This is a genomic window from Lysinibacillus antri (genome assembly GCF_003977595.1).
GTDB classification, from domain to species: Bacteria; Bacillota; Bacilli; order Bacillales_A; family Planococcaceae; genus Ureibacillus; species Ureibacillus antri.
The window spans coordinates 1-20,660 of the sequence record NZ_RYYR01000006.1; the positions used below are offsets into that span (position 1 = coordinate 1).

Annotated in this window: 17 protein-coding genes and 1 pseudogene; 7 read left to right on the forward strand and 11 right to left on the reverse strand. The window is 34.6% G+C overall.

What is annotated here, in order from left to right:
- Nucleotides 1-118: 118 nt before the first annotated feature.
- The 5 genes and pseudogenes from EK386_RS05600 to EK386_RS05620 form a co-directional block, all read right to left on the reverse strand.
- The gene (locus tag EK386_RS05600; protein WP_126658059.1) at nucleotides 119-1,585 is read right to left on the reverse strand and encodes a S8 family serine peptidase; all 1,467 of its coding nucleotides are present in this window, start codon (nucleotides 1,583-1,585) and stop codon (nucleotides 119-121) included.
- 323 nt (nucleotides 1,586-1,908) lie between these two features.
- The gene (locus EK386_RS05605; protein WP_126658060.1) at nucleotides 1,909-3,375 is read right to left on the reverse strand and encodes a serine hydrolase domain-containing protein; all 1,467 of its coding nucleotides are present in this window, start codon (nucleotides 3,373-3,375) and stop codon (nucleotides 1,909-1,911) included.
- A gap of 82 nt (nucleotides 3,376-3,457) precedes the next feature.
- On the reverse strand, nucleotides 3,458-4,033 hold the full coding sequence (locus tag EK386_RS05610) for a response regulator transcription factor (RefSeq protein WP_158674379.1): 576 nt from the start codon (nucleotides 4,031-4,033) through the stop codon (nucleotides 3,458-3,460).
- Nucleotides 4,005-5,402 carry a sensor histidine kinase gene (locus tag EK386_RS05615; RefSeq protein WP_126658062.1) on the reverse strand — a complete coding sequence of 466 codons (1,398 nt, stop codon included), beginning with the start codon at nucleotides 5,400-5,402 and terminating at the stop codon, nucleotides 4,005-4,007. Before EK386_RS05615 ends, EK386_RS05610 begins: the two co-directional genes overlap by 29 nt.
- A gap of 194 nt (nucleotides 5,403-5,596) precedes the next feature.
- A pseudogene (locus EK386_RS05620) lies at nucleotides 5,597-5,731 on the reverse strand (NupC/NupG family nucleoside CNT transporter); the annotation flags it as partial.
- A 564-nt stretch (nucleotides 5,732-6,295) separates the two neighbouring features.
- Between EK386_RS05620 and EK386_RS05625 the strand changes: the two are divergent.
- The 3 genes from EK386_RS05625 (at nucleotide 6,296) to EK386_RS05635 (ending at nucleotide 10,676) form a co-directional block, all read left to right on the forward strand.
- On the forward strand, nucleotides 6,296-7,846 hold the full coding sequence (locus tag EK386_RS05625) for a DUF8451 domain-containing protein (RefSeq protein WP_126658063.1): 1,551 nt from the start codon (nucleotides 6,296-6,298) through the stop codon (nucleotides 7,844-7,846).
- 231 nt (nucleotides 7,847-8,077) lie between these two features.
- The gene (locus EK386_RS05630) at nucleotides 8,078-8,959 is read left to right on the forward strand and encodes a radical SAM/SPASM domain-containing protein (RefSeq protein ID WP_126658064.1); all 882 of its coding nucleotides are present in this window, start codon (nucleotides 8,078-8,080) and stop codon (nucleotides 8,957-8,959) included.
- Nucleotides 8,960-9,458: 499 nt separating this feature from the next.
- The gene (locus tag EK386_RS05635; protein WP_126658065.1) at nucleotides 9,459-10,676 is read left to right on the forward strand and encodes a DUF5068 domain-containing protein; all 1,218 of its coding nucleotides are present in this window, start codon (nucleotides 9,459-9,461) and stop codon (nucleotides 10,674-10,676) included.
- Between the two features lie 58 nt (nucleotides 10,677-10,734).
- Here EK386_RS05635 and EK386_RS05640 read toward each other — a convergent pair whose 3' ends face one another.
- Nucleotides 10,735-11,190: a staygreen family protein gene (locus EK386_RS05640; protein ID WP_126658066.1), complete on the reverse strand. Its 456-nt coding sequence runs from the start codon at nucleotides 11,188-11,190 to the stop codon at nucleotides 10,735-10,737.
- 487 nt (nucleotides 11,191-11,677) lie between these two features.
- On the opposite strand from EK386_RS05640, the gene EK386_RS05645 reads away from it, so the two are divergent.
- Nucleotides 11,678-12,424 (forward strand): DUF4230 domain-containing protein, encoded by a 747-nt coding sequence (locus EK386_RS05645; protein ID WP_126658067.1) that lies wholly within the window; start codon nucleotides 11,678-11,680, stop codon nucleotides 12,422-12,424.
- 145 nt (nucleotides 12,425-12,569) lie between these two features.
- Here EK386_RS05645 and EK386_RS05650 read toward each other — a convergent pair whose 3' ends face one another.
- The 5 genes from EK386_RS05650 to EK386_RS05670 all read right to left on the reverse strand — a co-directional run bounded on the left by EK386_RS05650 (nucleotide 12,570) and on the right by EK386_RS05670 (nucleotide 17,887).
- Complete coding sequence (locus EK386_RS05650; RefSeq protein WP_126658068.1) at nucleotides 12,570-13,001, reverse strand: Ohr family peroxiredoxin; 432 nt, start codon at nucleotides 12,999-13,001, stop codon at nucleotides 12,570-12,572.
- 187 nt (nucleotides 13,002-13,188) lie between these two features.
- Entirely contained in the window at nucleotides 13,189-15,300 is a 2,112-nt protein-coding gene (locus EK386_RS05655; RefSeq protein ID WP_126658069.1) for a methyl-accepting chemotaxis protein, read from the reverse strand.
- A 309-nt stretch (nucleotides 15,301-15,609) separates the two neighbouring features.
- Nucleotides 15,610-16,071, reverse strand: a complete 462-nt coding sequence (locus EK386_RS05660; RefSeq protein WP_126658070.1) for a hypothetical protein — start codon at nucleotides 16,069-16,071, stop codon at nucleotides 15,610-15,612.
- An 82-nt stretch (nucleotides 16,072-16,153) separates the two neighbouring features.
- On the reverse strand, nucleotides 16,154-16,852 hold the full coding sequence (locus EK386_RS05665) for a hypothetical protein (protein WP_126658071.1): 699 nt from the start codon (nucleotides 16,850-16,852) through the stop codon (nucleotides 16,154-16,156).
- Between the two features lie 270 nt (nucleotides 16,853-17,122).
- Entirely contained in the window at nucleotides 17,123-17,887 is a 765-nt protein-coding gene (locus tag EK386_RS05670; protein ID WP_246027597.1) for a LuxR C-terminal-related transcriptional regulator, read from the reverse strand.
- 156 nt (nucleotides 17,888-18,043) lie between these two features.
- Between EK386_RS05670 and EK386_RS05675 the strand changes: the two genes are divergently transcribed.
- The 3 genes from EK386_RS05675 (at nucleotide 18,044) to EK386_RS05685 (ending at nucleotide 20,579) form a co-directional block, all read left to right on the forward strand.
- Nucleotides 18,044-19,003, forward strand: a complete 960-nt coding sequence (locus EK386_RS05675; protein WP_126658073.1) for a carbon-nitrogen hydrolase family protein — start codon at nucleotides 18,044-18,046, stop codon at nucleotides 19,001-19,003.
- A gap of 180 nt (nucleotides 19,004-19,183) precedes the next feature.
- Nucleotides 19,184-20,380, forward strand: coding sequence for a class I SAM-dependent rRNA methyltransferase (locus tag EK386_RS05680; RefSeq protein ID WP_126658074.1), 1,197 nt, complete (start codon nucleotides 19,184-19,186; stop codon nucleotides 20,378-20,380).
- A gap of 10 nt (nucleotides 20,381-20,390) precedes the next feature.
- A complete protein-coding gene (locus tag EK386_RS05685) occupies nucleotides 20,391-20,579 on the forward strand; it encodes a hypothetical protein (protein ID WP_126658075.1) in 189 nt (62 codons plus the stop codon).
- The last annotated feature ends 81 nt before the right edge of the window (nucleotides 20,580-20,660 follow it).

Sequence of the window (20,660 nt, forward strand, 5' to 3'; positions counted from 1 at the left end):
AGGCAAAATTAAAAATGAGTCCGGTACAATACCGAACCCATTTTGAGAAAGTTGCCTAATGAAATAACCGTGTCTAACTTTTAGGGGTCACTTCATTTTACACTTAGCGGTCCTATTATTATTTTATAGATCTATTCTTAGATAGGAAGTTATAAATGTTGGCTTCACCTGCCCCGTATAGTGGGTCATTCCCGACTTTGCCAAAATCAATGGAACTTTGTCTGATAGCCGCTGCCACTTGGGAAGGACTATACTCTGGGTGAGCAGCTTTAATGACTCCAGCTATCCCAGCGACTTTTGGTGCTGCCATGGATGTTCCATGTAAATAGGAATAGCCATGCCATTGTCCGTCACTGAACTGTGTAGTTGCATTGCCACCTGCGACTGGATAAGTAGGATAGGTAGATAATGTTCGATAAGTGAAATCTCGTTTATCTAAGTAGTTTCCGGTTGGGTTCTGACGATATAAACTATCATATAATGGACCATTATCCCCACCTGGAGCGGCTACGTCGATGCCATTTCCGTAATTTGAGTAGAAGGCAATGCTAGTATTGGACCATTCATTTGAGGAAGATACAGTAATTACCCCTGGAATTTGGGCTGGAACGACACGAGATGGACCTTTAATGTCTATACCGTACGTTTCCTTCCAATATGCCTGCATATCGTGTAAATCACCCATATTTTTTGAATCATTACCAGCAGATACCACAACAGTAACTCCTTTTTGGATTGCATATTGAATGGAACGTTGGTAGGCAACCATTGAAGCAGAATCACCTTTCTCATCTAAGTTTTGAGCCATCCAACGCCAACCCCCAATTGACATATTAATGACTTCAACTCCATCATTCGCTGCTGTTACAATCGCATCGGTAATCCATGATTGTTGTGCTCCGCCAGTTGCCCCAAAAACTCGGTAAGCTCTGACCGTTAAATCCGGACCTACACCTTTAACCTTTCCATTAGCAGCAATAGAACCAGCAACATGTGTACCGTGGCCATTTTGGTCCCAAGCATCGTTTGTGCCTGGTACGAAGGTTTTTGAACCCACGATATCGACATTATCCTTCAAATCTGGATGGCTAAAGTCAATTCCTGTATCGATAACGGCAACAACCGTATCATGATTACCTTTATTTAACTCATAAGAATCTCCTTCATGTGTTATACGCTGCATGTCCCATTGTTTATCCCAATAGCTTTCTGCGTCTGAATTTAAAGTAACTTTCTGCCCATTTGGAGTACCAGGAGTAAAATTCACGGCGTCATCAGGATCAGTTTCTAAGTATGCTTCAAGTTCTCTTCCCGCTGATTGAATGTTTGTATCTTCCTTCACTTTTGAAAGGAAGGCTGGATTTTCTGAAACTACCTCAATAACCCCAATTTCAGATATAACTCTTTCAACTGTCCCCCCTGCCTTAGAGATTGACTCTGAGTAATTATCAGGTAACTGCCCTTTATACGCTAATACATAGTGCTCCTTTTCAGGTGCAGCCTTCGTTATTTTTGTTGGGAAGCCAACGAGTAAAGAAAATGATAGAGCTGAACAGATAGATAGAATAGCTAGTTTTTTCTTCATTTAATCTCTCCTTTGATGAAATATAAAATAGAAACATTCTATTAGTATCTATTCATCTTTTTGAAGGTTTATATTAAAATTCTGAAAAACAAGATAAAATGCCTAACTATAGTTGTTCATCGTTTAATTTCATAGTTATTATGGAGGCTCCTAACTTACTGCTATAAGACTATGAATATATATAAAATTTCATTTATATTGTTTACGGAGAGCCGTATTATAAGTAAGTGAGTTATTCCTAGGTATTGAAATATCAAACCAACAAAGCAAAAATTCTATCAGCAGTATGGTACTGATAGAATTTTTACTTAGGAGAAACGGATTTAGGAGTTGTTGGATTGGGATAACCAATCCATTTTTCGCTTTTTCGTTAAGTAAGCTGCAATCATATAGAGTTTAAAACAGCCTACAAGTAGTAAGATTACTGAAACAGAAAATATAAAACTAGTTACATCTGGAACAAAGTCGAACAAGAAAGACCAAGTAAACCCTAATAGCTTCGGCAATTGAGTTAATATCGATAAAGGTAAAATGATATTAATCATTAGTGGGTTAATGAATGTTACAATTTTTCCGTTCGCTAATCGATTATTCCATTTTTTAATATTTTTTATATGGAAAAACAGTAGAACGATGATAATGAAAATAATGCCATTCATAATCATATACGTTTGATAATAGGTAGAACTAGAAATGGTCGCAGGTTGCTTTCCTGCTAATAAATCTACGACTCCCTCTCCAATCCTCTCAATTAATCCAGATATTAATATAGAGTTGTTAATATTTGCAAGTATGATAATCCCGTATTTTTCATTAGGCATCATAATCATTGTGGAATGATAATTAGGCACTTCACCTGAATGTCTGATAGTTGATATACCATTTATTGGCATGCTAAACCAACCCATTCCATAATAACTATCCTCACCCATAATAGGTGCCCTCACAATCGGTTGGTGCATTTCCTCTATACTGGAATTTGAAATTAATGTTTGATTATTGTATTGACCATGATTCATATGAGCAATTAAATAGTGTGCCATATCCTCAGCACTCGAAATAAGAAAACCCGCCGGAAGATCATCTTCGTTGTTATAAGGTAATTGGTTGGCGATATTAAATCCAAACCAGGTCCGATACCCTGATGCTAAGCCATTTTTTTTAGCAAGAGTTTGCGATGTATAGCTATGCTTCATTTCAAGTGGAGAAAAGATATTTGTTGTTATAAACTCTCCATAAGGTTTATTTGTCACGGATGTGATGATTTTTCCGAGTAGTTTATAATTTTCGTTTGAGTACTCAAATACACGTCCGATATTTTCGTTTTTTATTTTCCATGTGTCATCTTTGTGATTAGGGGCTATTGAAATACCACTCGTCTGGTTTAAGAGATTCCTTACAGTAATTTTTGTATTAGTTATTTTTATTGTTGGGAGATACGTTTGGATTGGTGCATCTAAATCGACCTTTCCTTCTTCTACTAGTTTCATGATTGCCATCGCTGTAAAGGATTTGGTTGTTGATCCTAAAATAAAAGGTGTTTGAGCAGTTACAGGCTTATCGCTATCATCAATATGTCCGTACCCTTTTAAATGAATAATTTGTTTATCTTTAACAATTCCGAGTGATATTCCTGGAATATGAGCTGCTTTCATCTCTGCTAAAATATAATTATCAATTTGCTTTAATTTCTCAGTTTCTCTATCTGTTTGTGCGTGCACTGTAAATGAGTGCAATGGTAATATGAAAAAATAAAAATAGATAACAAAAAGAACCACTAATTTTTTCACTATTTATTCTCCTTATAATAAATTCTCTCTTTAGTTTAGTAAGGAAAACAGAGAAAAAGGAGGGTGAAATTTTCTCCCCTCCCTAATGACGACGTTTTAGTTTTTTTGAAATATTTTTCATATGGGTTCCAATCGTATCTAATGTAGTATGAAAATACTCGGCTATTTGCGGACGTGTATATCCTTCTTCTTTTAAGTTATAGACGTTTTTTTCCATTGGAGTAAGTGATTTTAGGCGGATCTCTCTCAGAATGGCTCCCGTTGCATCAGGATGTAAGGAAACCTGATTATGGAAAGCATCACGAATACAACTAAGAATATCTTTTATACTCGATTTACTTACATAGTTAGCGGCTCCCCATTCAATCGCTTTAACAATTGTATCCCGATCGGTTATAGCAGTTAACATGATGATTTTACTACCATTCCCCAGTTTAGAGATTTCAAAAGTTGCTTCAATTCCATCTAAATTATTTTCTGTTAAGTTAATATCCATTAAAATCACGTCAAGAGGTAGTAGTTTAGATGCTTCTACTGCCTCTTCTTTTGTAGAGGCGATTTTAATTAATTCAATATCGGGCTCCATTTCAAGGTCATAGGCTAAGTCCTTTTGCCACCTTGGATCATCTTCAACGAGCATAATTTTTATTTTTTCCAAAAGCATTCACGCTCCAAAATCGTTTCTTATTTGTCCGAATCGGAAGCTGAATCCGAACCGTAGTCCCTTTTCCTATTTTAGAAAATGGAATAGATAGCGTTCCTCCATGTTTGTTAATGACAAAATAAACATAGTAAAGGCCGACACCATAATGGGAAACCGACTTTTTAGTAGTATATAAGGGTGTGATTACATCATTGATATGGTCTTGATGAATCCCTTTCCCGTTGTCTGTTACTTCGAGAATGGCTTCATTATGTCTTTGATATAGATGAATTTTTATTTCCCCATTTGGATGTTCAATGGCTTCCACACTATTAGATAATAAATTAGTAATACATTCCTTGATATGTACGGGGTCCATTTCTAAGTCAATTGGGACGGTTAAATCCAAGACAAACTTGATTGTCTGATTGGTCCGACCCTCTTGAAAGGATGTGAGTGCCTCAACAATAATGCTATTGAAGGAAAGCTTTCTGCGATTAAGTACAATATCATCCGTTTTTTTGACAGCTAGAATCATATTGTTCATATGTTGTAATGATACATCCATCTCTTCAAAATTTTTCTCGAGAGGGCTTTTTAATGTAATATCTGTAGCGGATAGTAGTCGTTTATTCCGTTCATTTAAATAAGCTAAGCGGTTAATTTCATTTTTAAGAGTGTGAAGGACCATAGAATCAGCTTTCATTTTTAAAGCAATGGGATCATCGTAAAAAATAAGAGGATCATAGATGAAATCAGTTCTTTTTGCTAGATACCGTTTCAACAAAATTGATGTTAAACAACCTATAAATATTAGTAATCCCCATGATGTAGTTTGAATTGGAGCATAATTGGCTATTTTAATGGCTGAGAAGATGTCAATCATAAGGGTAATGATTAAGCTTATTAGTCCAAATGTAAAAATAATCGCCTCTTTGTTCCCATAATTGGCTTTTGCAATGGTGATAATAGCAACATAAAGAATAGATATAATATTTAGCATACTATATGGTAGAAAAGTACCTTCAAGGGGAACAATTGAAAGCATTGATAATAAGGAAATCATGAACCAGCACAAAAGGTGAAATTGCCATAAACGCCGATTGATGTTTTTAAAACCTTGGCCAAAGATTTGTTCATAGAATAAAAAGAAAAAGGTACTAGAACCATATGACATATACTTAATTAAGGACGAATAGGTGATTGCAGCTGGCATTTGCCAAACGCCTAATAGATTGACTGATATTGATACCAGGAATAAGCTGAAGTAGATTAGATAAGGATGTTTTCTCTTTGGATAAGAATAAATAAATAAGCAAATGAACATAAAACTTAAAAAAAACAATACATATATATATAAATTTTGAAAATTATGAGTGACCATATTATTCTCCTATTTTACTCGCCTGGAAGATATTATATAAAAATTTTAATAGTAGGACAAATTACATTCCTAAATAGATGAAAGTTAAAACCCCATTTAGATACATCATGGTGAACCGTATCATAAGTAAATAAGGAGTAGGAAAAACCACTAAAAATATTGATCTATAACGTTTTTAGCGGCTACTCAACTTATTATAAAATTAAACTAACAATACTTGAAAGGATGCTTACGAGTGTGGCGCCATATAACAGTTTTAATCCAAAACGTGCAACAGCATTCCCCTTCTCTTCATTCAGACCTTTAACAGCCCCGACAATAATTGCTAATTTAAAACCATCAAGGATATATTCACCGAGCATTTCAAAAAGAATTACCATTTCTGCTCCTGTATTTCTAAAATCCCTACATGATAGTAACTTATCTTTATGGTAGATATAATGTGTATTTTATCCATGTTTTACAAAAAAGAACTGGACATAGTTTATTCAAGTAACAATATCTATGATGATGGCTATTTTTATGTCCTAGTGCATGGAAATTTACCAATTATATTGTACAAAAACTATTTAATAGAGGAGTAAATGCAGATAAATTTATACCATATATATAGAAGGTAAAACCGCAAAAAAGTATCATTTATTCTATTGGAGGAGAGATTATTTTAAGATAGCCTACTTGTTTTAATTTAAAAAATGTAAAAGTGGTTTCTAGTTTTGAAATTCTTTAATTTTGTATACCAATATAATTTATTTCCCAGCTTTCAGTATTTTTTCAGCAATTTGTTTAATGGGAAATTCTACATATGCCATTAATAGAAGAGAAGGATTAGATAAAAGATGATAAGATAAGAGTAGTAGAGAAACAAATTGAGTATAAAAGGGAGATTGAATGTGAATAAAAATGTACATCATCCACCTGATTATTCATCCGTTCCGCAAGACAATTTGATTTTAGAACATTATGGGATAAATGAACTAAATTTTGAATCGATTAAAAGGTATCGAGAGAAATTTTCCGCTAGTAAACCAGATCACCCTTGGAACGGATTGGAGATGAAGGATTTTCTATATAAAATTGGTGCTTGGGGAAAGGTTCGAAATACGAATAAAGAAGGTTTAACTCTTGCTGGCTTACTGATGTTTAGTGAAGAAAGAATCATTACAGAGGTATTACCACAGTATTTTATTGAATATCGAGAAAACTTAGGCGAAACAACAGATGAGGCTTGGTCTAAACGGTTTACTTCACAGGATGGGACTTGGTCAGGGAATGTATTTGATTTTTACTTTAAAACGAGCACAGATTTAGTCGGAAGTTTTGATAGTTTATATAAAAGATCTAATTCTACGCAATCTGATGAGACTGCTATTAAAGCTTGCTTACAGGAGTCACTAATCAATGCCTTAGTTCACTCGGATTATTATGGAGAAGGCGGTGTTGTAATCGAAAAAGAAAGCACTTTATTTCGATTTTCAAACCCTGGTCTTCTTCGTATATCCGTAGAACAGGCATTAGAGGGGAATATTAGTAACTTACGTAACCCTAACCTTTTTAAAATGTTTATTTTAATAGGGCTTTGTAAAAGAACTGGTTCTGGATTAAAGAGCATTGAAACAGCTTGGAAGTATTATGGAGATGATGCGTTTGATTTAACCCAAGATCCAGAGTCAGAGCGTACGATTCTCACGTTACATGTAAATTTAAACGTAACGGAAGAACAAGAACAGGAACATTTTGAAGAAATCACAGAAAGCGATCTGTTTTTATTTCCCGAAGAAGAACATCATGAGCCCTTAATGGCGAATTTTGACGTTTTGGAGAACTCCGTAAATAAGGAAACTAGCTCCTATAATAATGAAGGGAACACTATTGATAGCGAGATAAACTCCGTAAATAAAGAAAGCGACTCCTATAATAAGAGTGTAGACTCCATTAATAGCGAGATTAACTCCTGTAATAACGGCGTTAACTCCTTAAATAGCGAGACTAACTCCTGTAATAACGAGGTTGACTCCTATAATAAAGAGGCACTCCCTTTTGATCGTTTAGATAGCATCTTGAACTCCTATAATAGTGAGATGCTTGCGACAAATGACGAAAAAATAGAGATGGCAGGAAACGCTTTGATAACTGAAACGGAAGAGGAGGAGATTAACGTATCTTCTCCAAAAGAAGTAGAAGAGAAATTGTGGGAAATATCAGAGCTTGCCAGAAGGAAAAAACGTTTATCACCAAGCGTAATGGAAGAAATAATTATGAAACTGTGCACCCAAAGACCATTAATGATCAGAGAACTGGCAGACTTATTGGGGAGAACTCCTGATGGATTAAGAAATAATTATCTTGCAAAGCTATTAGATAAAGGGAAAGTAAGGCTGAAGTACCCAAATCAAATAAATCATCCGAAACAAGCTTATATAGCTGTTGAAAAGCAAAATTAGTAGATGACTCAAAATTTATTGTAAGGATTAAAAAACATGTGAAGACCATTGGAGGAAATTCTCTGATGGTCTTCTACTATTTTTATAAACAGTACAAGTGCATTTTGTTAAATAGCAAAATTTTAATAATTGTTTCTTGAATAAGCCTGTTTAATATTTAGGAACAAATATGTTGGAATAGTGATAGAATAATAGTTCATCCTGTTTAAGTAGTCAAAGGAGTGGGAAAGAATGGCGAAAAAATTCAAGAAGTTTTACTTAGAAATTACTAGTGTATGTAATCTTGCATGTAGCTTTTGTCCGCCGACAGAACGACAAAAGCAATTCATTTCTGTGGAGGATTTTTCTAAGAGATTAGACCAAATTAAACCGCACACAGACTACATTTACTTACATGTAAAAGGTGAGCCACTGCTTCATCCTAAAATAGATCAATTGTTAGACTTAAGTCATGAAAAAGGATTTAAAGTGAATATCACGACCAATGGGACATTAATTAATAAAAAGAGAGAAAGATTGCTAAATAAGCCTGCACTAAGACAGATGAATTTCTCACTCCATAGCTTTGATGGCCATATCGGTTCTAAAGATAAGGAAGGGTACGTGAGAAGTATCCTCTCGTTTATTAAAGAAGCAACGAGTCAATCCGAAATGATTGTTTCTCTGAGATTGTGGAACCTTACACAAGATAATAAGACGAATATTGAGAGACAACGAAACAGAGAATTACTAGAGATTATCGAAAAAGAATTTGATTTAGACTATAAAATTGAAGAGAAGGTCGAGCCAGGAAGCGGCATAAAAATTGCGGATCGCATCTTCATTAATCAAGATTATGAGTTTCAGTGGCCTGCGTTACATGAAGAAGAAGATGATGGAAAGGGCTTCTGCCATGGTTTGCGAAATCAAGCAGGCATTTTAGCGAACGGAACGGTTATCCCTTGTTGTCTAGATGGCGAGGGAGTGATCAATTTAGGAAATATTAATGAAAATTCATTTTCTGATATTATCGAGATGGATCGAGCAAAAAATCTTGTAGATGGCTTTTCACGAAGAGAGGCAGTGGAGGAGCTATGTAGAAAATGCGGATATCGTAAAAGGTTTGGAAAATAGTTAGGCGAATAGCTAAAGGAGCCTATAAAATTAAAGCTACCTATACTTATTTTAAGTTTTAAAACATCACTAGACACACCAGGGAAAACTATACTACAAATAAAAGTAATCTAACACCAGTCCTTTAAATAGGCTGGTGTTAATTTATCCCGCATTAACGGGCAGTAAAGACTCCCACCTCAAGACTTAAGTAAAACAAAAAGGATAGGTGGGAGATTAACTGCTCGTAAAAGCCCGATTGGTTCAACTAACAATCCGTGGGGGATGAAGAAAACCCCCACGGATTGAAGTTTCACTTTATTTAAAATCTTTGCAATATACCTAGTCCTATTCTAAAAGCACATGAATAAGAAGAATGAACTAAAGTTTTACCCGAATGAACTAAATTCAACAGTAGGGGTAGTTAGTAACTTATATCCGTTTTTTACCAAAACACCCAATTCCTATTTTGTTAATGCTATGATTATTTCTATTATCATAGTGTAAAAGGAGAATAAGAATGGACATGAAAAACCTAGCGTTATTTGGGACGATTTTGTCTGCCCTTTTATTGGGAGCATGCGGAATTAATACAGATGTTGAAGAAGGTCAAACCCCTGTTACAGTTGTTGAAAACGATGCTAATGAATCAGATGAGAAACAAATAGAAAATGGAGATGGGACAATCTTAAATCCGTTTATCGCTGAGGACCTAAACGCAGATGTGGAAGTTGTTTATACGAATAAAAACCCTGAATTGAAACATGAGTACAGCGAGGAAGTATCGATTCAGATTGACGAATATCAAATTGTGCATGTATCCAATATGAATGAATCAAGCAAGACAAATTTTGATGATGAGGATGAAGGATACGTCTTAACTTATAAAATGACATTAGTAAACAATTCTAAAGAAGATGTGTATTATGCTGGTGGGGTTTCTTTATTGTCAGATGATGGGATGGATTATATCATTCCGAGGCAGCATCTTGTTGACCGTGAACAATGGCTTAAAGATGACAGTACTGAAAATGTTTCACAGTTTTCAAAAGGGAAAACGTTCACCGGGATGAACGCCCATTCGATGACAAAAGCCCAATTTGATAAACTAAGTTCTCCAACATTAAAAATTGACTCGTTATTCCTAAATGATGATGTTTCACAAAAATTGGGTGAAGATGCAATATTTAAAATCCCATTTAATGATGAAGGTGTTGAAAAAGCTGCCGTATCATCACAGCTATACCAAGATAAAATGGTAACAGAAAATATTGCGGACAAAGAATTGTTTTTCGAAAAAAATGACATTAATGAAACCGAAGAAATTGATGGAGTAAAGGTTACGTTAAATGGTGTTCAATATGCGAACATCACGCCAACCGAGGCTTATAAAGATAGTTTTACCGATTTTGGTGATAGCGGAGTTGTGGCTTTAACGGCAAAGATTACAATTGAAAATGGTAGCGATACCCCATTTGATAAATTCCTTCTGGATCGAAAATTGACGATCGATAAAAATCGAGGGACAATGTTTAATCAGGGGATGCTAGAGCCAAATTACAGAGGGACATTCAATCCTGGGGACAAAGAAGAGTTTTTGACGGTTTTCTTATTCAGAAAGGATGAATTCACAATCTTTAAAGAATTTGAGCTTCAAGTAGGCCCACTGAAAGATAGCGAGGCAAACGTGCTATTCAAAGAGAAGGCCGTAACATTTGATTTGCCCATAGAAAAGTAATTGAAGATATAAGTAATACCCAATAGCCTTCCAGAATCTATCTGGAGGGCTATTATGTTTATATAGACATGCTGCCGAAAGTACCCCAAATCTCTTGCCTATTAAACTGAGGATAAGTGGACATAAAGTTAACGATAATCATCGCATTATCTAGATTCGGATATTTGTTGAATAGTGATCTGTCACCATATCGAATGGCGGTTAGTGCAAGTGGCAATTCACGTTTAAATATTTCCATGCGTTTAGCAGCTGTATTTTGGTCGTATTCACCTTGGTCTATATGAAGATATACACAGTAATATACATATCCCCCATTCATTCTCCATTCACCTAAAACCTCGTCTCTCATCTTAGGATTCACTTTATCCCAAGCATATTCATTTCCAATCGTTAAAAACAAATCTCCTGTATCATCAGAGTGAGTAAGTGTGTATCGCCTTGGAATAACAGGTTGCATCGCAGTCATCCCATTTCTATATTGAACAGATAGTTTTTCTGGATTGAATTTGCTCAAACAATCAACTCCATTTGTTTTTTGTAACAATATGCAGTTATAAGCTTATTGGATACTAATATATTTTTTTGCGTATATGAGAAGGAGGGTGGTATAATTTCCCCTAATATTCTTCGCTGCGCGGAATACAATTATGGCAAACTCAAAAAACTCAACTTTTATACTTTGATCATCGGAGGCTGCAAATTTGATTGAAGCTTCTTTAATATACTCAATTTAAAGAGATCGTCGGTTATTATGAAGCCATATTAAAGTAAGTTAAGAAGGGGAGCGCCATCTACATTTGGATGGTACTTTTTATGTACTCCAAAAAAATCCCTCCATTAATTGGACGTACCACTTTTCGCTAATCCCCAATATAATAGAGGGGCAATTCATTTAGAAGTATAAATAACAGTTTTAAACCTAGTAATCTGCTAAACTTAAGTAGTACAAGATTGATAGTTTATGAATAGTTAATTTTTCTAATGTTCAGGAGGTGGATGACATGGGGAAAAAGGATTTGTTATTATCCCAACAATTGGAGAGTGTATTAAGGGAGCTAAACGCAGGTAAGGAAGAGAGTGCTGCGACTGCGGCAATCGGAAAAAGTAAAAAGTCAGCTAATCTTTCAGGCGCTTTATTTAAGCTTCTCTTTAAATTTTGGGGTGTGAAAATAGTTTTTATTGCACTAGTATTGGCTTTGGTTAGTTCAGGGGGAATCTGGTTGTTTTCACAGAGCACCTTTAAGCAAGAAAGTACAACCTTTGTCGAACAAGTCCAGGAATTAGCTACTCTCGCTACTTCTGAAGCCTATGTTAAGGTTGTAATCGAACAAGAAGATAATCAATTGTTTGGACAAGATATACAGTATAACTTACCTGGGACAAAGCGCCATTTATTATTGATTGTTCCAGCTACAGTCATTGCAGGAGTGGATTTAAAAGAGATTTCTTTTAATGATATTGAAGTCGATGAAAAAGAGAAAAAGCTAGAAATCCTTTTACCGCCAGCTACTCTTATACAAGAACCGGCTATTCAAATGGATCAGGTAATAACATTTTCAGATAATGGGCTATTCCGTGAAGAGGTTAAATGGGCTAAAGGTTTTGATCTAGCTGCACAAGCACAGGAACAGATTAAAAAAGAAGCAATAGAAATTGGGTTATTGCAAACAGCAGAAGAAAACGCAGAAAAAGTGTTGAAGGAATTTTTCGGTAACCTAGGCTATTCTGTCAAGGTAGCCTATAAATAGGTGTATCATTACATAACTTTTTAACTAGTATTGGGAATGTTGTAAGAGAACCACTCTATTGAATAGAGTAAAAGCATTTCGGATAAATTTAAAACAAGATTCGGGCCCTGATGTATGAAAGATACTCCAGGGCCCGAATTTTTAGTTAGTGACTTAATGATTCAATTTGTAAGTTGAAATCCATATTACGTCTTTTATCTTCCGAGTATGGCCAAATCTGATTCGCTTTTTGAACTAAATCCTCTAATTTCGTTTTATCTATGTTTGCGCCTTTAATTTGTAAGTCGACTGTTAATTTATAGCCATCCTGTTCGTCTTCTAATAAATTTACTTTAGCTGTAACTTGTGATTCTAAGTTCACGCTTTCCTTGTTCGCTACGATTTGTAACGCGCTATCAAAACACGTTGCATAGGCAGCTGCAAATAATTGTTCAGGATTTGTTACGTTGTCTAATTTTTCATCTCGGTTTGTTCCGGGTAGAGCAGTTGCCATATTTATTACGCCGTCTGCTGATTGGACTTTTCCTTCTAGCCCTCCGAAAGTTGTTGCAGTTGAACTGTAAAGCATTTCAGCCATCAAGTACCATCTCCTTAAATTATAGGGTTTGTAACCATAATTAATTTTCCCAGGGAGTGTACTTTTATGTGTAATTAAAAAGATTAGGATACGAATAATTTCAGAAGGTACAACTACTTTTTGCGCAACTAATGACGATAAATCAAGTGAAAGTATCAATTAACTAGTAGTACAATTTGATGGGTCATTAATTTGTTTTAAAATTCTCCATTGTCTCTTTTAATTGTGAAGACTTATCACTAAGTGTTAGAGCTGAAGCTGTTACTTCTTCCATTGCTGCGAGCTGTTGTTCTGTCGCAGCTAAAATCATTTGAATATTATCCTCGGATATTTTTGCTTGATCAGCTTCTAGATGAATGGAATCATCTAATAATCTCATTTCTTTTGCGATGGTTTCAACCGATTTAATAACGGAATGAATTTCTTCTGAAACGTCACTTGTTCGTTCTAAAATACGTGTTAAAGAATGTTTTGTTGTATGAATTAGATGTGTTCCGGTTACTGTTTCATTCGATACATTTTGCATAGCTGTTACAGAGTTTGTTGTGTCGAGTTGGATACCTTTAATAATATGGCGAATTTGTTCTGTAAAACGAGATGATTCGTCGGCTAATTTGCGCACTTCATCAGCTACAACTGCAAAACCCTTTCCATGTTCTCCCGCGCGCGCAGCTTCAATTGCGGCATTCAAGCTTAACAAGTTAGTTTGTTCAGCAATAGCTACAATCGCATCCAAGATTGTACCGATTTCTTTTGAACGCTCGTTTAATTGATTGATAACTTCTGAAGTAGCCGTTACAGATTGCGTTATAATAGCCATTTGTTTCGATAGATTATCAAAGTTTTGATTCCCGTCTTCTACTTCACGTAATGTAGCGTCTGATGCATCTAATACATGCGTGTGTGTTTGTGCAATGATTTCTAATTGCTGAGCTGCATCATCCATTAATTTTACATTATTTTTCGCTTGCTTCAGTTGCTCTTCAATAATATCTGATACTTTTTCTACTGATTCAGAGATATGATTTGTCGCTTTGGTTGTTTCTTCTGTGATAGCAAATAAATCCTTACTTGAAATATCAACAGACTCAGCTGTTGTTTTACTATTCGTAATGACTTTTCTAATTTCTTCAATCATTTCATTTAATGATATTGAAATCGATGCAAATTCATCTTTTGACGAGGTCGAGATGCATCCTGTTAAATCGCCAATAGATAGTTGTTTTGCAAGGTTCTGTATCGATTTTACTTGTGTCTGAATGCTAAAATAAAATGACAGTAAAGCGTATAATAAGATAAATACAATGGCTGCAATAAAAGCTAATGTCATAGTTTGCTTCTTTTCGTAAGATGCTAGGTCTTTTTCTAAACGTTTTTGCAGCTCTTCCTTTTGGAAATCGATTAAATCAAAAACTGAATTGATATTAGCAGTCGTTGCATCAAAATAATCAGCGGGTACAATTGTAATGTTTTCCACTTTTAATAATTCAGTATCAATAATAGTTAAAATCTCTTCTGTACTCTTTAATGATTCGTTTGCTTGTGTTTCTAAACGAGATTTTAAAGAAGGATCTAATTTAAATATCGTTTCATAATTATCAAACGAGGCATCTACATAACTTTGCATCGTTTGCATTAAAAATAATAATTGGTATCGATTATCGTCAGTTAGTTCTTTTTTTGTTGCTACACTAACTCCGGTTGCACGTGCTTTCCCCATGTTTTCCGTAATTGGTGGTAATGTTTCAATTAATAAGTTGTTTAGATGATGTCTTGTAGCATCTGGGTCTAATGAAATCTTTGTCTCTTCTGCAATTGATTCAAGTAAACTTAAGATTTCTTCAATTAAATCACTGTGTAATGCTATAGCATCTTTAACAGTTCCATTCGCTGAAGTAGATTGGACTTTCTTCCAAATTTCATTCACCGCTTTAATATCTGCTTCAATTTCTGTGCGAGAATCATAATTTTTTATATCCTTCAGCAATGCATCGTATGATTCATTTACATGTCGCCCTGCTTCTTCTCTTTTTGGTGCTGCGGATACATCTCCACTAAGTAGGTTTGCGGTAAGACCGCGGTGTTGTTGTGTAAATTTTAATATTGGGTATACGTCTTCGATGAGGTCAATACCTGTTAATTCTTTTTCAATCGTCTCAATCCGATCATTTGTTTGTTGCACAATATCTAGCAATAAGTAACTAAACGTTAATATAACTAAGATAAATAGCAGCATGAATTTTTTACTGAATGTTAGTTTGTCTAAAATAAACATTCCTGGTTTAAAAAGATATTTCATTGATTTGCCCCTTACTGTGCTATTGAAATTATATCTCTAGTGTAATGTACGTTAAGTTATCCAACAATAGTTTTTTATTACTTTAGCATCATTTTATTGAATAATTTGGAAGGATTAAAGTTCTTTTGATCATATTTTTTAGGAGTTAAAAAGAATTGATGATATTAAAATTTAGATGATACTAAAGTTTTAACTCTAGTGGAACTGAGTAATTGTAGATAAAAAATACCCTCCTACATTAAAGTAGAAAGGTATTTTTATAGCATGTAATTAGTGGATAATGATATTTAAGAATTTTTATGGGGCTTATTACAAGTGATCATTATTATTTATGGAAGTTGAAATAATGCTTTTTACACCCATCTCATAGAAAGGATACATATCATCTAGCTCCATAATATGTGTTTGAATAGGAACACCATACATTAAAGCGATCAGTTGACAAACCTTTTCATTATACTGGGATGGATGAATCGATTGTATACCTGAAAGATAGTAAGTGAAAACTTGATGTAAATTTAAGGGTTCAATATACTTTTGAAATGCTTCTTTATTAAACAAGTAGTATTCATAAGGTGAAGGTACAATCGGAGCTGGTTTTTCCGTAAGCTTACTATAATAATTTACAAGTGACACCATAATCTTTTTCCCTGGAGTTATATCGTCACAAATGGATTTAAAGACCTGATACAAGCCATCAATACCTTGGTACTTTTTGCAGTGAATATCAAAGCTTTGATCATATAGCCATTTGCATACAAAGTAATCCAAAACCTGCTCCTTGTAATGAAAGTATTTAAAAAAAGTTACTTTTGTTGTGTTAATGTTCGAACACAATTCTTCTATGTGTATTTCATTGAGATTTTTCACTTTTAACAGACGAAGCATTTCTTCCAGTATAGCTACCTTCAAAAGTGCCGTTTTCTTCTCTCGTATTCCGAAGTTTTCCATCAATAGGCTCCCCCTTAGTCTTGTTACGCATCCATTTTAAGCTACTAATAATGCAAAGAATAATAATGACAATATAGAATGCTAAAGTTGACATGCTTTTTATAATTGTAAAAACATCAGCTGTATAAACAAGTGGTTTTGGAACGGCTGTTTTGTATAAAAGCATAATGAAAATGGAGATATTCTCTAAATAATCAGCTACCATAGCGATAAAAGGTATAGATAATAGAGTTTTAGCAAATGTTGATTGCCAATTTACTTCTAATTGGAATTTGACCTTATGATAAAAACGAAATAATAAAACAAAGGTACATAATCCAGTTAAACAATTAAAAATAGGAAATAAAAGATCTAGAGGTAATTGCGTATATTTATAAATTTCATAACCTTTTTCTGATAATTTGGATAGAAATGTATATGCATAATCATAAGTATATCCTAAAGGCTTCATATCAAAAATTAAAAGACCACCTACTTCATAGCTTATGCTGGGAATCGAATAAGCTTTCATTATCATATACAGAGATTGGGATAGTAGTAGAAATAGTAACCATAACTTGATTGTTACTTTACTTTGATAATTAAAGACCTTATTTATCATACAATAACCCCCTTTTATTAACTCAAGTAATTTTATTAACTCGAGTTAATTTAATTGTAAATTTGTGCTAATTATTAGTCAATATTATTTTTGGATAAAATATGGATATTTAATAAAAAGAGGGATAATTATGTTTAAAGCAAATGGGGGAGATACAAAAAAAGACCCTGAAGTATTTTTCACACTACAGGGACTGTTCGTTAGTAAATGACTTTATGATTCACTTTTAAAGATAATATTCTTAATACATCTATTTCTTAAAGCTTAAAATTACTCGCTTCTTAAATTGATTTGCCAATTACTATTTCCTAGGAAAGTACCATTATTATTTTGGAGTTTGTAGCATAGGCTTGTTCGATTGGGGACATTAAGTTTTTTGTATATATTTTGCAGGTGTTTCTTCACGGTATAAATACTAATATAAAGTGTTTGCGCAATCTCTTTGTTGGATAATCCTTTTTGTACTAGTTCGATTACCTCTCGTTCTTTTTCAGAAATACACTCAATCTGAATTGCTTGCTCTTCCAAATTAGCCATACTTTCGGATAAATATCTCACAATAATTTCTAGGCTGGCTACATCATTGAGTGTGAACGGCTTATCCGATTTTGATCTGACAAAGGCTATTCCGCCAAGTAATTTACCTCGATTTATAATATAAGCAACCATTTGATAGTAAAGGCCGTGTTTGCGCATAAATTCATTATAATAGGATTCGCTTTCATATTGTTTTAGTGGAATAATATCTTCAATTCTCAATACACGCTGTTTTGCTAGTTTGTGTTCAATGTGTTTTGGCATATGGTAATCCCATTGAGAACATCCATTCAGATAATCATTCATAACGTGTTGTTCAACATTTAGACGAATGGGATCTACTAAATTTGTATGATTATCAGCAAGCCAAAAGTTTGATTGGTGATAGTCAAATAAGTCTTTAAAGGTTTTTAATACATGAGTGCGAAAATCAGTGATAGGGTTCGTCATTTCATCCATAAAATTCACGACTTTTTCATAATCTACGCTCGTCAGCACTTGCAATGATCCCCTCCTGTTGAATTACTTTATTCTGAATATAATCATTTCCAACTTCATTTTCAAGACTATTCCGAAAATTATACTTAAGTGTAATTGAAAACGTTTCCATAACTGTTGATAATAGTAGTATCAAACAATGAAAGGTAGTGGAATATGAGTTATTTAAACTTAGCATTAGTACAAATTGCTTCCCCTAGTAATAATCCTGACATTGAAAAAAGAAAGCAAGAGAATTATGAAAAAATGGAGTATTACCTGAATACGATTGCTAATATGAATCCTGCAGTGGACTTAATTGCATTTCCGGAATTATATCTGAACGGGCTAGATCCTGAAAACTGGTATCAAACTGCTGAATCCATTCCTGGCCCTTTAACGAATAAACTTTGTGAGAAAGCAAAAGAACTTAAAAAATGGATAGCTCCGGGATCTATGTTTGAAAAAGCAGAAACAGAGGGTGAGGCGTATAATACGGCGATTCTGATCTCCCCAGAAGGTGAAATCGTGATGAAATATCGAAAAGTATTCATTCCGTATCCTTTAGAACCGTCCATTCCAGGTGATGATTTCCCAGTATATGAAATTCCGAATATCGGGAAAGTTGGATTTATGATTTGCGCGGATGGACATTATCCAGAAGCGGCAAGAAATTTAGCTCTCAAAGGGGCAGAGGTGATCATTAAACCTACATTACAAGGAGATTGGATTGGTGGGCAACGAAATAATCTTCCGATCGCGATTACACGCGCGGTAGAGAATCAGTGTTTTGTTGTAAGTATTAACCATCCAAACCCAATCGGTATGGGACATTCTGTAGCAGTTGACCCAGAAGGTAGAATCATTGAGGAGTTAGGAGATTCAGAGTCCTTTACGATTGTGTACCTCAACCTTGATGAAGTTCGTCGAGTAAGAGAGTATGGATCAATGGGGATGTTTGGATTCCTCAAAATGTTGAAGGAGTTTAAAGAGTCGGGTAAGCCAGTAGATGAATGCTATCAAATAGGGATAGAAGCAGCCCCAATCTATCAAACTTTTGAAACACCTAATGCGAAAACACCTGCTGATATAAGAAAGTACGCGCCTCAAACCCAACAAAAAACTTTTAGTGTATAAATTGTACATTTCTTTGACTATAGATAACTCGAGTGACTTGAGATGTCTATAGTTTTTTTGTTGTATTAATTCAGAGCAACAGACCCAACATTTTTTGGTAAACCTCCCTCCATTCTTTTTTCGCTTATTCCAATAAAAAGTGGCATAATAAATAGATTAAACAATAGTAAGGATGACTCAATGAGACAGTTAGTAGAACTACAAATAAAATCGGCTTCAATTAAAGACATTACAAATGGCTATCCGTTAATTTTAAAAGAGGCAGTGGAATCGTCAAATATGGCGATTGAAGAGGGCAGCTTATTACGCTTAGTTGATAAAAATGGGGGCTATATCGCAACGGGGTATTATGGCATTCAGAATAAGGGAATTGGCTGGATTTTAACGCGTAAAGAAAAAGAAAAAATCGATTTGAAGTTTTTCGCTAAAAAAATAAGTGCAGCAGCAGAAAAGCGTGCAAATTTTTATGCCTCTGAAGATACAACGGCTTTCCGCGTATTTAATGGTGAAGGCGATGGTATTGGTGGTTTAACGATTGATTTCTTTAACGGCTTTTATATGGTGAGTTGGTATAGTGAAGGCATTTATTCATTCCGTGAAGATGTTTACAAAGCATTAAACGAAGTAGTGAATACGCGCGGCATTTATGAAAAATTACGTTTTGATACAAATGGTCAGTATGTGGAGCAAGATGATTACGTGTCAGGGGAAAAAGGCGAGTTCCCGCTAATTGTAATGGAAAACGGGATGAACTATGCAGTGGACTTAAATGATGGGGCTATGACAGGAATTTTCTTAGATCAACGAAATGTTCGAGCAGCATTGCGTGATAAATATTCAGAGGGGAAAACGGTACTTAATACCTTTTCTTATACAGGGGCATTTTCTGTAGCTGCTGCTTTAGGAGGTTCAGTCGGGACAACAAGTGTAGATTTAGCAAAACGAAGTCTACCAAAAACAATTGAACAATTTGCAGTGAATGGGATTGACTATGAATCACAAGATATTAAAGTTATGAATGTTTTTGATTACTTTAGCTACGCCGCACGCCATAACTTAAAATTTGATGTAGTCGTCTTAGATCCACCAAGCTTTGCCCGTACGAAAAAAATGACCTTCAGTACGGCAAAGGATTATCCAAAGTTACTAAAAGATGCACTAAAAATTACAAATGATGGCGGTATGATTATTGCGTCTACAAATAATGCAAGCTTCAACATGAAGAAGTTTAAAACCTTCATAGAGAAAGCATTCAAGGAAACGAATACGCGCTACAAAATAGTAGAAGAGCACCAGTTGCCAGAGGATTTTACCGTACCACATAATTTTCCTGAATTTAATTATTTAAAAGTCGTATTTATTCAAGTAATCAACTAGAGGTGACAAGATGAAATATAATAAAACGGTTATGACAAAGCTAATTAACGAACACCGTGAATTACATGATGAATTAAAAAGAATAAAGGCAGAAATGGGCTTAGAGAAAAATTTTGCGATTAAAGCATTATACCATTCTGCAGTGGCCGATAGTGGCCGATATATGCAAGAGTACCAGGATTTAGAACGCTTGCAATAATAGAAATGCCTTGTTTCACTTTTGTTGCGGAACAAGGCATTTTTTTATTTTACCGATAAATTTTGTGTTCATGAATTCTAA

Bases quoted from the DNA above. Each gene is read 5' to 3' on its own strand.
- EK386_RS05655 (WP_126658069.1), bottom strand. From the start codon at position 15,300: ATGAAATATCTTTTTAAACCAGGAATGTTTATTTTAGACAAACTAACA.
- EK386_RS05600 (WP_126658059.1), bottom strand. From the start codon at position 1,585: ATGAAGAAAAAACTAGCTATTCTATCTATCTGTTCAGCTCTATCATTT.
- EK386_RS05630 (WP_126658064.1), top strand. From the start codon at position 8,078: ATGGCGAAAAAATTCAAGAAGTTTTACTTAGAAATTACTAGTGTATGT.
- EK386_RS05645 (WP_126658067.1), top strand. From the start codon at position 11,678: ATGGGGAAAAAGGATTTGTTATTATCCCAACAATTGGAGAGTGTATTA.
- EK386_RS05650 (WP_126658068.1), bottom strand. From the start codon at position 13,001: ATGGCTGAAATGCTTTACAGTTCAACTGCAACAACTTTCGGAGGGCTA.
- EK386_RS05665 (WP_126658071.1), bottom strand. From the start codon at position 16,852: ATGATAAATAAGGTCTTTAATTATCAAAGTAAAGTAACAATCAAGTTA.
- EK386_RS05635 (WP_126658065.1), top strand. From the start codon at position 9,459: ATGGACATGAAAAACCTAGCGTTATTTGGGACGATTTTGTCTGCCCTT.
- EK386_RS05675 (WP_126658073.1), top strand. From the start codon at position 18,044: ATGAGTTATTTAAACTTAGCATTAGTACAAATTGCTTCCCCTAGTAAT.
- EK386_RS05685 (WP_126658075.1), top strand. From the start codon at position 20,391: ATGAAATATAATAAAACGGTTATGACAAAGCTAATTAACGAACACCGT.
- EK386_RS05680 (WP_126658074.1), top strand. From the start codon at position 19,184: ATGAGACAGTTAGTAGAACTACAAATAAAATCGGCTTCAATTAAAGAC.
- EK386_RS05615 (WP_126658062.1), bottom strand. From the start codon at position 5,402: ATGGTCACTCATAATTTTCAAAATTTATATATATATGTATTGTTTTTT.